Annotated in this window: 12 protein-coding genes; 7 read left to right on the forward strand and 5 right to left on the reverse strand. The window is 69.3% G+C overall.

Translation table 11 applies throughout. The annotated features are described in order from the left end of the window. Positions 1-162: 162 nt before the first annotated feature. Positions 163-1512, reverse strand: a complete 1350-nt coding sequence (locus C7C45_RS32315) for an MFS transporter (protein WP_244200681.1) — start codon at positions 1510-1512, stop codon at positions 163-165. Positions 1513-1754: 242 nt separating this feature from the next. On the opposite strand from C7C45_RS32315, the gene pip reads away from it, so the two are divergent. The 3 genes from pip to C7C45_RS32330 all read left to right on the forward strand — a co-directional run bounded on the left by pip (position 1755) and on the right by C7C45_RS32330 (position 3990). Further along, positions 1755-2717, forward strand: a complete 963-nt coding sequence (pip, locus tag C7C45_RS32320) for a prolyl aminopeptidase (protein ID WP_244200682.1) — start codon at positions 1755-1757, stop codon at positions 2715-2717. A 107-nt stretch (positions 2718-2824) separates the two neighbouring features. After that, entirely contained in the window at positions 2825-3592 is a 768-nt protein-coding gene (locus C7C45_RS32325) for an arsenate reductase/protein-tyrosine-phosphatase family protein (RefSeq protein ID WP_110568620.1), read from the forward strand. Beyond that, positions 3589-3990, forward strand: coding sequence for a VOC family protein (locus C7C45_RS32330; protein WP_110568623.1), 402 nt, complete (start codon positions 3589-3591; stop codon positions 3988-3990). The genes C7C45_RS32325 and C7C45_RS32330 overlap by 4 nt, the downstream gene beginning before the upstream one ends. A gap of 144 nt (positions 3991-4134) precedes the next feature. On the opposite strand, the gene C7C45_RS32335 is transcribed toward C7C45_RS32330, so the two are convergent. Next, positions 4135-4920, reverse strand: a complete 786-nt coding sequence (locus tag C7C45_RS32335) for a phosphotransferase (protein WP_110568625.1) — start codon at positions 4918-4920, stop codon at positions 4135-4137. A 270-nt stretch (positions 4921-5190) separates the two neighbouring features. Here C7C45_RS32335 and C7C45_RS32340 point away from each other — a divergent pair, with 270 nt between their 5' ends. Both C7C45_RS32340 and C7C45_RS32345 read left to right on the forward strand, forming a co-directional pair. Further along, positions 5191-6291 carry a threonine aldolase family protein gene (locus C7C45_RS32340; protein ID WP_110568627.1) on the forward strand — a complete coding sequence of 367 codons (1101 nt, stop codon included), beginning with the start codon at positions 5191-5193 and terminating at the stop codon, positions 6289-6291. A 189-nt stretch (positions 6292-6480) separates the two neighbouring features. After that, entirely contained in the window at positions 6481-7335 is an 855-nt protein-coding gene (locus C7C45_RS32345; protein WP_110568629.1) for an alpha/beta fold hydrolase, read from the forward strand. Between the two features lie 173 nt (positions 7336-7508). On the opposite strand, the gene C7C45_RS32350 is transcribed toward C7C45_RS32345, so the two are convergent. Continuing rightward, on the reverse strand, positions 7509-8084 hold the full coding sequence (locus C7C45_RS32350) for a CAP domain-containing protein (RefSeq protein WP_208641500.1): 576 nt from the start codon (positions 8082-8084) through the stop codon (positions 7509-7511). 127 nt (positions 8085-8211) lie between these two features. Further along, on the reverse strand, positions 8212-9132 hold the full coding sequence (locus C7C45_RS32355; RefSeq protein ID WP_244200687.1) for an AraC family transcriptional regulator: 921 nt from the start codon (positions 9130-9132) through the stop codon (positions 8212-8214). A gap of 200 nt (positions 9133-9332) precedes the next feature. Between C7C45_RS32355 and C7C45_RS32360 the strand changes: the two genes are divergently transcribed. After that, complete coding sequence (locus tag C7C45_RS32360) at positions 9333-10313, forward strand: alpha/beta hydrolase family protein (RefSeq protein WP_110568633.1); 981 nt, start codon at positions 9333-9335, stop codon at positions 10311-10313. A gap of 301 nt (positions 10314-10614) precedes the next feature. Here the strand turns inward: C7C45_RS32360 and C7C45_RS32365 are convergent, their stop codons facing one another. After that, on the reverse strand, positions 10615-11271 hold the full coding sequence (locus C7C45_RS32365; protein ID WP_110568635.1) for an NAD(P)H-binding protein: 657 nt from the start codon (positions 11269-11271) through the stop codon (positions 10615-10617). A 145-nt stretch (positions 11272-11416) separates the two neighbouring features. Here C7C45_RS32365 and C7C45_RS32370 point away from each other — a divergent pair, with 145 nt between their 5' ends. After that, positions 11417-12484, forward strand: a complete 1068-nt coding sequence (locus C7C45_RS32370) for a MerR family transcriptional regulator (protein WP_167454909.1) — start codon at positions 11417-11419, stop codon at positions 12482-12484. The last annotated feature ends 122 nt before the right edge of the window (positions 12485-12606 follow it).

Below are 12606 nucleotides of genomic sequence, written 5' to 3' on the forward strand. Positions count from 1 at the left end.
CGCCCGGCCGTGACGGGAGGGGGAGCACCCACATCGATACAGCGTTCATGGGTCTCACCTCCTCGGGTGGTGTCACGATCAGCTACAAGCTACAAGCCCGCGCATCATTCCGTCCAACCCTTTTCGGCACCCTGGAGCGCCGAGCTGGGCTCAGCACTGGCGTCAACGACTTCCGGAGCCCTGGAGGGCGCCCTCCCGAACGGAGTCCACGAACTCCGGGTGAACTGGATCATCAGCCGGGGCGGCGGCACGCAGCGCCGCCTCCACCCGGCGGTTGCTGGTCATGGTCGACGTGACGGCGGTCATGGTGAGGAGGAGCCCCGCGGCGGCGTAGAGCGGGGTGCGCACGTCGGAGGTGGTGGCCAGCCAACCGCCGAGGAAGGCGCCGAACGGGGCGGCGCACATGGCGAGCATGCGGGAGGTGGAGGCGACCCGGCCCATCAGGTGGGCGGGGACGATCGCCTGTCGGAGCGAGGGGGCGAGCACCATCGTGGCGCCCATGCCCGCCCCGCACACGGCGAGCGCGAGGCCGGCGACGTACGGGTTCGGGGCGGCGGCAAGGCCCAGGATGGCAAGCCCTTCGACTGCGGCCGTGCAGGTCAGCGCGGTGCCGGTGCCGAGTCGCCGGCCGAGGAAGGAGGCGATGCCCGCGCCGAGCAGGCCGCCGGTGGCCTCCGCCGTGAGGAGCAGGCCGAAGCCGTAGGTGTCGATGCCGAGACGGTCGTGCGCGAAGAGGGCGAGGACGGTCTCCACAGCGAGGAAGGCGACGTTCCCGACCGCGGGACGCAGCGCGAGGCCGAGCAGCAACCGGTCCCGGAAGACGTACGACGCCCCGGCCCGCGCTTGCCGAAGCAGCGACTCGCGGGCCTGCGGTACGGGCCGGGGCGTGGCGGGCAGCGACCGTACGAGCAGTGCGGAGAGCGCGAACGACACCGCGTCGGCGAGCAGCGGAACCGCCCGCCCGAGCGCGAGCAGCGCACTGCCCAGCGGTGGCCCCGCAAAACCAGACGCGGCGGTCTGGGTGCCGCGCAGGCGGGAGTTGGCACGCTCCAGGAGCGCGGTGTCGCGGCCGAGCAGATCCGGCAGATAGGCCGTGGCGGCCGTGTCGAAGAAGAGTCCGCCGAGGCCGAGCAGGAAGGCGACGGCCGCGAGTAGCGGGATGCTCAGCACGTCGAGCCCGGCAGCCACCACCGGTATCGCGAGCAGCACCGCGCGCGCGGCGTCCGCGACCCACATCGTGCGCCGGCGTTCCCAGCGATCCACCAGCGCACCGCCGAGCACCCCGAAGAGTAGCCACGGCAACGTCCCGGCGGCCGTGACGACGGCGAGCGCCATCGGATCCCGCGTCAACGTCAACGCGAGCAGCGGCAGCGCGGCATGCATCACCCCGTCACCGAGCGAGGACACCGTCTGCGCAGTCCACAGCCGTCCGAACCCGGGCGGCAACTGTCGTCCCCCTCGGCCTGCTCGCGATGCCGGGTGGAACGTCTCGGAAAGATCATCGTTGGCCATGGGAGCAATGGTCAACGTTTCTTGACCATTGGTCAAGGGGTTTCGTCGTGACGTCCGAAACCGGTTGTCCGGCACGTGGGGCCAAGAGTGATCGTGGATTCGGTGCGCGGTGCCTGGTCACGGCATTGCGGACCGCGCTCCTGCGGAAAGGACTCCGCTCGGGGCCGAGAACCTGGTCGCAGAACGGGCCAGGGATGTGCCACCGTGACATCACTTCCGTCCACTTCTCGGAGGCCTGGACCGTGACCGAGCTGTACCCCCCGATCGAGCCGTACGAGACCGGCATGCTCGACGTCGGCGACGGCAACCTCGTGTACTGGGAGGTGTGCGGCAACCCGGCCGGTAAGCCAGCGCTGGTCGTCCACGGTGGGCCCGGCTCGGGGTGTGGGACCGGCTGGCGTCGGTACTTCGATCCGGACCGGTACCGGGTCGTCCTGTTCGACCAGCGCGGATGCGGTCGCAGCACACCACACGCGAGCGATCCGGCGACCGATATGCGGCACAACACCACCTGGCACCTGATCGCCGACATGGAGCGGCTGCGCGAACGCCTCGGCATCGACCGCTGGCTGCTGCACGGCGGTTCCTGGGGCTCGACGCTCATCCTGGCCTACGCGCAGCAGCACCCCCGGCGGGTGTCCGAGATCGTCATCGCCGCCGTCACCATGACCCGACGCGCCGACATCGACTGGCTCTACCGGGGCGTCGGCCGGTTCTTCCCCGAGCAGTGGGAACGATTCCTCGAAGGCGCCCCGGGCACACCCCGCGACGGGGACGTCGTCGCCGCGTACGCCCGCCTCATGGAACACCCTGACCCCGCCGTACGGGACAGGGCAACGATCGATTGGTGCGCCTGGGAAGACGCGGTCCTGTCCGGAGAGACCGGCGGCGCGTCCAATCCGTACGGCGGCCGCCCGAGCGCGGCGCGGCTGGCCTTCGTGCGCATCTGCGCGCACTACTTCGCCCATGGTGCGTGGCTGGAGGAAGGCGCACTGCTGCGCGATGCCGGCCAGCTGGCCGGCATCGCCGGTGTCCTCATCCATGGCCGACTCGACCTGGGCGGGCCGCTGCAAACAGCGTGGGACCTGCACCGCGCCTGGCCCGACTCGACGTTGACCGTGATCGAGAGTGCGGGGCATCTCGGCACCGCCGAGACGCGCGAGCACATTCTTCATGCCCTCGACCGATTCGCAGTGTTGCGGTAGATCGTCATTGGCGTGCCGGCCGCAAGAGGCGGCGACCTCCGCCACGGTGAACTGACGACTGTCGTACGTGCGATCCGATCAAGCTGGTTTGATGTATCTTCGGGGTCATGGGGCCGCCGAGTCACACCGCGCCGCCGTTCGTCCGGCTGGCCGCGCACCCGCTGCGTTGGCAACTGCTGACCGCACTCGCCCACAGTGACCTGCGGGTCCGCGAACTGGTCCGCCTCCTGGCCCAGCCGCAGAACCTGGTCTCCTACCACCTACGGCTGCTGCGCGACGGCGGCCTGGTCACCGCCACCCGCAGCAGTTTCGACGGCCGCGACAGCTACTACCACCTCGACCTCGACAGCTGCGCCCACGCGCTGGCGGGCACCGGTACCGCTCTGCACCCCGCCCTGCAGTTGGGCAGCACTCCACCGGCCCCGCCGGTCCAACCGCCGCGAACCGTGCTGTTCGTGTGCACGGGCAACAGCGCACGTTCCCCCATCGCCGAAGCCCAGCTCCGACGCCACACCGCCGGCCACGTGCAGGTGACCAGCGCAGGAACCCGCCCCCGACCGCAGCTCCACCCCCATGCTGTGCGGGCGCTGCGCGACCACTTCGGCGTCGACGTCGCGCGCCGGCGCCCGCGGCACCTGGACACGCTCACCGGCCGCCGCTTCGACTACGTGATCACCCTGTGCGACAAGGCCCGCGAAGTCTGCCCCGACTTCGGTAACCCGGCCGGCCAGCTGCACTGGAGCATCCCCGACCCCGCCGCAGCCGGCACCCGGGACGACTACCCCGCCTTCCTGCAGGTTGCCGCCGACATCGACACCCGCGTGCGGCATCTGCTGCCCGTCCTCGCCACCGAACCCCAGGAGGCCACACCGTGAGCACACCCGAGCAGTACGTCAGCGTCCGCTACCTCGTCGACGATGTTCGCGCCGCCGTCGACTTCTACACCGCCCACCTCGGTTTTCACCTCAAGACCAGCGCCGCCCCCGCCTTCGCCGACGTCGTGCGCGGCCCGCTACGACTACTGCTGTCCGGGCCCGCCAGCTCCGGCGCCCGCGCCACCCCGGACGACGCCACCAGCCCCGGCCGCAACCGCATCCACCTCATCGTCGACGACCTGGACACCGAGATCGACCGGCTCCGCGACGCCGGCCTGGCGTTCCGCAGCGAACCGGTCTCCGGGCCCGGCGGACGTCAGATCCTGCTCGCCGACCCCGCCGGCAACCTCATCGAACTTTTCCAACCCGCCCGCGAAGCCGCTCCCGTCAACACCTGAATCCAGTCGCACCTCGTCGCCGCACAGCCCGCCAAGGCAAAGTGGATGCTCCTCAGCGCCGAGTCCGCCGCAGTCCAGCCGCTCATGCGCGGGATCTCGCGCGTCCAACGCACGCCGTGCGGGACCAATGGGGGCACTGGTGGCCTAGGCGACATCTCGGCCCAACTGATCGGCGTGCGCGGTGATCCACTTCGCGTCGCGTCGGTAGAGCCCGACGTGACGGCGAATGTTCTCCTGTCCCTGATCAGCCCGCGCCTCGGTGAAGGCGGCGAGGTCGTGTAGTCGATCGACTGCGACCTGGAGGATGCGAGCAGGGTCCTGCCCCAAGCCGTAGGCATCGCAGAGCACGCGGAGCCGACGTGCCCGCTCGCCCAGGTCACTGTCGATTGCGTCGCCGTTGTCGGGATGGGCCAGCGGCACCAGCCGGTAGGCAAGGTAGGCCAGATCCCACGACCGGGGACCGGGCGAGGCTGTGTCCCAGTCGATGACGCCGATGAGCCGCCGGTCGTTGAAGACCATGTTGTACGGCGCGAAGTCGTTGTGACAGATGACCTCAGCTGGCTGCCGCAACGGAGATTGCCACGTTCCGCCAGCGGTGTCGAAGCTGGCGCTGGCGTGGTGGAGGTGTGCGAGGTAGACACCGGCATCGGTGAGGACGCCATCGCTCCAGATCCAGTCCGGCAACGGGTACTGCGGCACGAGGCCCGGCAGGTACGAGACGCGGTCGCGTCCGTGCTCATCGGTTCCGAGCGGGTACGGCGCCCAGGTGACGCCGTGCTCACGAAGGTGTCGTAGGAGGCGTTGAATCGTCGGGCTCCACGCCCCAGCACCTCGCCGGACAGTGGCACCAACCCGTGTCGCACCCCCCATGTTGCCGCCGGGTAGCGCTTCCTCCTGCTCGGTGAGCGCGTTCGCACTGTGGTCATTCATGCCGACATCCTCAGCGCGTGGGGCCCGCCAAGCCACCGCGTTTCCGAGGCGGCTGGCGCCGGCGGTCGGGGCCAGGGGCGCCCAATAATGGATTGTTATTAACGATAATCCGTTAATTAGCTGGGACGAAAGGCCTGAAACGGACAGGCACCATAATGACAGTTCTTGTGCGTAAGCACTCAGTATGGTGTAACTGCCCCGCAGCGGCGATGATCGCGTGCCGCCGGAAACCGTTTGGCCACTGTTGCGCTGACATGCGAGGCTCCGCCGATGTCCCACAACACCAGGCAGCGTCGGCTTGCCGCGCTGCGCGCCTGCGACCAGATCCTTTCCGGCATCCGGCCCACGACCATGAGGGAGCGGCTCGCGGACATGGACGCAGGCGGTGATCTGGATGGTCAGCCCGACTTCTACGGCGACGGTCCGGTGAACGCGCTGGAAGAACGCGTGGCAGAGCTACTGGGAACCGAGGCCGCTGTCTTCTTCCCCACCGGCACGATGGCCCAGCAGGTCGCGCTGCGCTATGGCGCTGACCGCACCGGGCACCCGACGGTCGCCCTTCACCCGCTCGGCCACCTGGAGGCGGACGAACGGCATGCCTACGCCCACCTGAGCGGCCTGCGCAGTACCTGGCCGACCACCGCGCCCCGCAACCCCACCGCCGAGGAGATCACCGCCCTCGCCGAACCCGTGAGCACCGTCGTCATCGAACTCCCGCTGCGCGACGCCGGCTTCGTCCTCCCCTCCTGGGACGAACTCGCCGCCGTATCCGCTGCGGCGCGCGCCATCGGCGCCCGCGTACATTTCGACGGCGCCCGAATCTGGGAATCCACCCCACACCTGGCACACACCCTCAGCGAGATCGCCGACCTCGCCGACAGCACCTACGTCTCGTTCTACAAGACGATCGGCGGCATCAGCGGGGCGGCGCTCGCGGGCACCACGCAGCTCGCCTCCTACGCCCGCACCTGGCGGCACCGCTACGGCGGCGAGGTGTTCCAGCAGTGGCCAGCCGCTCTGACCGCACTCGCCGGCGTCGACCGGGAGCTGCCACGCATCCCCGAGTATGTGCGGCACGCGCGAACAGTCGCCGCGGCACTCACCGCGCTTCCCGGCGCGCGGGTCTATCCAGAACCTCCGCACACCCATCGATTCCGCCTCTGGCTGCCCCACCCCGCGCAGGCCCTCAACGACGCTGCGCTGGCCCTCGCCGAAGATGAGAAGGTGTGGTTCGTCGCCGGATGGCAGGAAACAGCCGTGCCGGGTATGGCGATGACCGAGGTCACCGTCGCCGCACCCGCCCTCGAGTGGACCGCCGAGGACATCGCCAAGGTTGGTGAACGGTTCCTCGGCCGCGTCGTCGACCATTGACCTTCAGGTACCTGCCACATCGGGTTCTCGGGCGCGGTCCGGAGTACGCCGATGTCGTCACCGATGAGGCGGGAGACACGAGTCCTTTGAACCCGTGGCTCCAGCGGATCGTCAACCTGAGATGGATGCCGAGCTGGTAAAGGCTCGGGCAGCGGCCAGGCCGGCAGTTCGCAGAATGAGGGGCGTCAAGTGAGTCAGCCGAGTGTGAAGATCAACGAGCAGCGGATTGCGTACCTGGAGAGCCCTGCCGACCGTAGCGACGCAGACGACCCCACGGTCGTCTTCGTGCACGGCAACTCGTCGTCGGCCAAGACTTGGCGTCCGCTGATGGCGGACGAGTTCGGCCGACGGTTTCGCTGCATCGCCCTGGACCTGCCCGGCCACGGGCAGTCCGAGCCGGCCAGGGATCCGGCCGACTACTCGCTGCCGGGATACGCAACCCTGCTCACCGGTCTCGTGCACGAACTTGGCATTGCCCACCCGGTCATCGTCGGGTGGAGCCTCGGCGGTCAGATCGCGATGGAAGCGGCGCCCCAACTGCCGAACGCGAAGGGCTTCGTGATCTTCGGCGCGCCGCCGGTCACGTCGCCTGAGCAGATAGGGGAGGCGTTCCTGCCGAACCCGGCGATGGGTGCCCTGTTCACCGAGCACGTCAGCGAATCCGAGGCGAAGCTGGTCGCTGAGAGCTTCATCGCGCCCGGCTCGTCACTGGACACCGGCGAGTTCGTCGCCGATATCCTGGCCACCGACGGCGCCGCCCGCGCCGGGCTGGGGGCCAGCGTTGGGGCCGGCCGGTTCGCGGACGAGATCGCGGTCATCTCCGCACTCCGCCAGCCTCTCGCCATCGTGCACGGTGCCGGCGAGCAACTGGTGAGCGTCGACTATCTGCGCAAGCTGACCATTCCGACCCTGTGGCGCGGCGAGATTCAGGTGCTGGCCGGCGTCGGCCATGCTCCACACCAGGAGGCACCGCAGCAGTTCGCCGCCCTGCTGTCGGAGTTCATCGGCGACCTTGCCGAAGCACCGCTGCCGGGAATGCCGTGAGGTTGCTGATGTGAGATCTTCCTCGACGAGACGCCCGCCGGCCCGGGCTCGACAAGGCGTTGCTGGTCGGCCACCGCCGCGAGGCGAGGGGGAGCAGGGTGAGCCCCGGCGCTGACCCAGGAGCGGGTCCGCTCATCTCCTGGGTTCGGACGCAAGACCTGGGTTGGAGCGTCTCACGCGTAGCCGAAGTTCTGCGTCCACCACGGGCCGCTGTCGAGGTGTAGGCCGACGCCGATAACAGAGAACTCGGGATTCAGTAGGTTGGCCCGATGCCCGGGGCTGTTCAGCCAGGCATGAATCACCTCGTGCGGCCGACTCTGGCCCATGGCGAGATTTTCTGCGCCAGGCTGGGCGTACCCGTGTGACCGCATCCGGTCGAAGGGCGTAGCGCCATCTGGGTCGATGTGGGAGAAGAAGCCACGCCGCGCCATGTCGGTGCTGTGGCTGCGTGCTGCCTGGCGAAGCAGCTCGTTGATCTTCAGCGGGGGCACACCAGCCTTGGCTCTGGCTTGATTCGTCAGGTGCACCACTGTGTTCTCAAGGTGGGTCTGGTAGGTGCCGCGGCCAATGCTGACCGCTGGCTGAGCAGACCGAGTGTGCGCGATTCCGCCGGAGCCGAACATGAGGTAGTCGTCATCATCTTCCACCTCGTGAGACCGTCGCTGGGGCGGTGCCGTCGTCATGTTCGGGGTTGCCCGGAACTCCACGACTGAGCCGTCCCGACGTTTACGTCTCTTGCTCTTCGGCATGTCTCGTCCTCTTCGGCATGTCGCTCGGGCTCGATCCGCCCTGAGGGACAGGATCGATATGTTGATCCTATTCAGGCCTCTGGCTCGTCGGTAGCGGGTCCAGATCGGTGGCCTCGAACGCCGCTGGTCAGGACGCTTGTCGGAGCCGGTGTCGGTAGCGTAGGGGCGCCTCTCCTGTCTCTCGTTTGAAGGCAGTGCTGAAGGCGCTTTCCGATGTGTAGCCAAGTTGCACGGCGAGGGCCCCGATCCGGACGTCGTCGTCGCGCAGCGCCCGCTGGGCCAGCAGCATCCGCCAGGAGTTGAGGTAGGTCAGAGGAGGGACACCGGCCACGGAGCGGAACCGCACGGCGAACGACGTCCGCGACATCGCCGCCGCACGGGCCAGTTCCTCCAACCCCCAACGCCGGCCCGGTTCGCGGTGCATGAGGGTCAGCGCGGGACGCAGCCGGTCGTCGGTCAGCGCCCGCAGCCACCCCGGCGGCAGCTCGGCCTGGCTCAGGTAAGCCCGAAGCACCTCCAAGATCAGCAGTTGGGCGTGCTGGCGTACGGCAAAGGCAGCGCCCATCCGCTCGGCCGTCACCTCCTCGACCAGGCGGTTGACGCACGCCCGTAGGGCGGGCGCGGCGGCGTCGCAGGAGCGAATGAGCGTCAGGGGCGGCAGCGTCTGCGTCAGCAGCGCCGCGCCGGCCTGGTTGAGTTCGACGTGGCCGCCGAGGATGACGTCGTCGACGGCGAAGTCCGCGCCGCCGACGCGCAGGGCATAGTGCCCCGGCTCGGGCGCGAACTCCTCAGGCGGGCCGTCGCCGGTGCCGCCTTCGGCGCGCAGCCACGAGCGGCCGGTCAGGACCGCGACGTCACCGGCCTCCATCTCGATCGGGGCATCCAGCCCGTCGGCCGACAGCCAGCACCGGCCACGCACCATCACTGTCAACTTCAGCGGGCTCGCGATCACCGACCGGGTGATCCAGCGTCCCCGCACCGCGAACGCGCCGGAGACCTGGCCGCGCACGTCAAGGAGATCGAACACCTCCGACAACTGATCAACCATCACGTTTTGAACTATCGCGAAGGAAATCGGCACCGTCAAGCATTCAAAGTTCGTCCGATCTCGCTCACGCTGGAGGCATGACCCACTCCTCGGAATTCCAACGGCCGCTCGGCTCCGGCTTGACAGCGGCGTCGACGGCAGACGAGGTGCTCGCCGGGACATCCACCCGGACATGGGGAACGACTCGCAAGGAGCACTCGATGCAACTCAACGACTCTGCGAAAGACCCGTCGACGTATGCTGCCGGTTTCCCGGTGACGGAACCCACGCCCGTCTACTCGTACCAGCCGGTCCTGATCGATGTTCCGGGACGCCCGGTCCCGCTGGCGGTTCGCGTGACGGCTCCGGCCGTCGGCAGTGAACTGCCGGTCATCGTTCTCTCGCACGGGCACGGCCCGTCGACCTTTGTCTCCTCGTTCTACGGGTACGGTCCGCTGGTCAACTTCTGGGCCGCGCACGGCTTCGTCGTGATCCAGCCCACGCACCTCGACGCCACCTTCCTCGGCCTGCGTGAGGCCGAGGACCCGGACGCGCCGCTGTACCTCTCGTCACGCGCCAACGATCTCCGTCAGCTCGTGGACCACCTCGGCGAGATCGAACGCGCCGTTCCGGGACTCGCGGGTCGCCTGGACACCGGCCGCATCGCCGCTGTCGGTCACTCAGCCGGCGGTCACACCGTCGGCCTGATCTCGGGCCAGACCATCACCGACACCAGCGACGGGTCAACGGTCGGAGCCGTCGACGCCCGATTCAGCGCCCGCGTCATGATCGCCGCCCCCGGCTGCGGCGAAGACCTGAACGGCCCCGCAGCGCAGCCCTACGTCGCACTCACCAGCACCAACTTCGACGGCATGACGCCCAAGGTGCTCATCGTCGTCGGCGAGAAGGACTGGCACCCCTTCTTCTCCGATCGGCAGGACTGGCGCAGCGACCCCTACACGGCAGCGCCCGGGCCGAAGACCCGGCTGGAAATCTTCGACGCCGAGCACGGGCTCGGCGGCATCTCCACCTTCGACGCGGCCGAGACCACCGACGAAAACCCCGACCGAGTTGCCGCCGTACGCGCGCTCATTTGGGCCTACCTGCGCAGCGAGCTCTACCCCGAAGACCCGTCCTGGACGCAGGCCACCGCAGCGCTCGCCGACAGCACCACACCCATCGGACGCGTCGAGTCGAAGTAGACCCCTGCGCGCGCCACAGCCCGGGCTGTGGGCGCAGCCGCGACCGTCGGTCACCTCCGTCAGGGCGGATGCGGTAGTGAGCGGTATACCTCAGAGTCATATTCATACCGCTGAGGTATACCGCTCAACAGCACATCGACGCGGCAGAAAGCTGATCTGCGCGGCGGCTTCGTTAGGCGTCGGGGACCAGCAGCGCGGTCAGCTGAGGCGTTGCTCGAGGTGGAAGGTGACTTCGGTGCCGGGGGCGCGGTGAAGCGGTGGTCGAGTGGTTGCGGGTCCATTGCTCTCCTGGGTGGTGCGGTCAGGTCGTGACGGCGTGGATGGCGTCGGCGATCGGTGTGGGCCCGCCGACGAGTTCCAGGGTCGCTCCGGCGGTGCCTGGTTCTTCGAGCAACGCGACGAGGACGTGGGCGACGTCGGCGCGGCTGATCGCGCCCCGGCCCGCGTGTCGGGTGAGGGTGACCCGGCCGGTGGGCTGGTCGTCGGTGAGCCGCCCGGGGCGTAGCACCGTCCAGGCCAGGTCGCGGCCGCGCAGGTCGTCCTCGGCGGCCTTCTTGGCCCGCAGGTACGCCGCCCACACCTCGTCGGTGTCGGCGGAGGGTGGGGCGTCCACGCCCATCGAGGAGATCAGCAGGTAGCGGCGGACACCGGCGCGGGTGGCGGCGTCGGCGAGCAGTGCGGCGGCGGCCCGGTCGACGGTGTCCTTACGGGCGGCGCCGCTGCCGGGGCCGGCACCCGCGGCGAAGACCACGGCGTCGGCGTCGGTGAGGTGCGCGGCGACCTCGGCGGCGTCGGCGTGTTCCAGGTCGCAGACGACGGGGGTGGCGCCGGCGGCGACCAGCGTCGGGGCCTGCTCGGGGTTGCGGATCAAACCGACGGCGCTGTCACCGCGCCCGGCGAGGTGGCGCTGCAGCAGTAGGGCGATCTTGCCGTGGCCTCCGGCGATGACGACACGCATGCGCCCAACCTACCGGCGGTGGTGGTGGCAGACGCGACACCAGGGGCCGGCCAGTTTCGTGGGTTGCGCACTTGACCTTGCCCTTTGGGCAACCCCCAACCTGGTGCGTGCCGGTCGCCGTGGCCGGCACGAGGAGGATGTCGACGTGGAGCTGTTGACCATCGGGGCGTTCGCGCAGGCGGCGAGACTGACGCCGAAGGCGTTGCGTCTGTACGACCAGGTGGGGCTTCTGGTGCCGGCCGCGGTTGATCCCGAGTCCGGATATCGGCTCTACGACCCGGACCAGTTGCCGTTGGCGCGGCTGGTCGCCCAGCTGCGCCGCATCGGCATGCCGCTGGCGACGATCCGCACCGTGTGTGGTTTGGAGCCGCCGGCGGCGGCTGAGGCGATCACCGCGTACTGGCAGCAGGTGACCGCCGATACCGCGGCTCGGGCGCGGCTCGCCACCTTCCTCGTGGATCACCTTTCTGAAGGGGGCACCACCATGTCTCAGGCGAATCCGACCCTTGCCATCCGCTGCGCCGCTGGTTGTGACACCGGGATCGTGCGCGGCAGCAACGAGGACGCCGCGTACGCCAGCGGGCGGTTGTTCGCCGTCGCGGACGGTGTGCGCGGACCGGGCGGCGCCGCGGCCAGTGCCGCCGCCATCGACGCCCTCAAGCCGTTGGAACTCACCGATGTACCGGCCGTTGATCTGCTGACGATGGTGGCCGCTGCGGTCACCGACGCCGATCATGTCGTGCGGGGGTTGGCGACCGACGAGCACCAGCCGGCCACCACCCTGACCGCGCTGCTGCGCAGCGGCTCCCAACTGGCCCTGGTGCACATCGGTGACACCCGGGCGTACCTTCTGCGCGGCGGTGAGTTGTCCCTGCTCACCCAGGACCACACCTGGGTGCAGACTCAGGTGGATCAGGGCAAGCTCGACCGGGAGCAGGCCGCGGCGCACCCTCAGCGCGCCGTGCTGGTGCGTGCTCTCGGTGGCGGCCAGCAGGTCGAAGCGGATCTTGCGCTGCGCACCGCCCTGCCCGGTGACCGGTACCTGCTGTGCTCCGACGGCCTGTCCGCCGTCGTCGACCGTGCCGACCTGCGGTCGACGCTGAGCGCGGCGACCGATCCCGGGGAGACGGTGCGGGCACTGATCGGTCTGGCTGAGGCCGCAGGGGCGCCGGACAACATCGCCTGCGTCGTCGCCGACGTCGTCGCCGCGTAGAGCGGCCAGCCACCGGCGCCCAGACGAGTAAGTCCTGACTCAAGATGGGGCTGCGGGCGCAGCGAGGGACGCTCGGCATCCGCTTTGGCTGCCTGCCATGAGGGTGTGCTGTTGAGCGGTAT

Origin of the sequence: Micromonospora arborensis (genome assembly GCF_003205615.1) — a bacterium.
Lineage (GTDB): Bacteria > Actinomycetota > Actinomycetes > Mycobacteriales > Micromonosporaceae > Micromonospora > Micromonospora arborensis.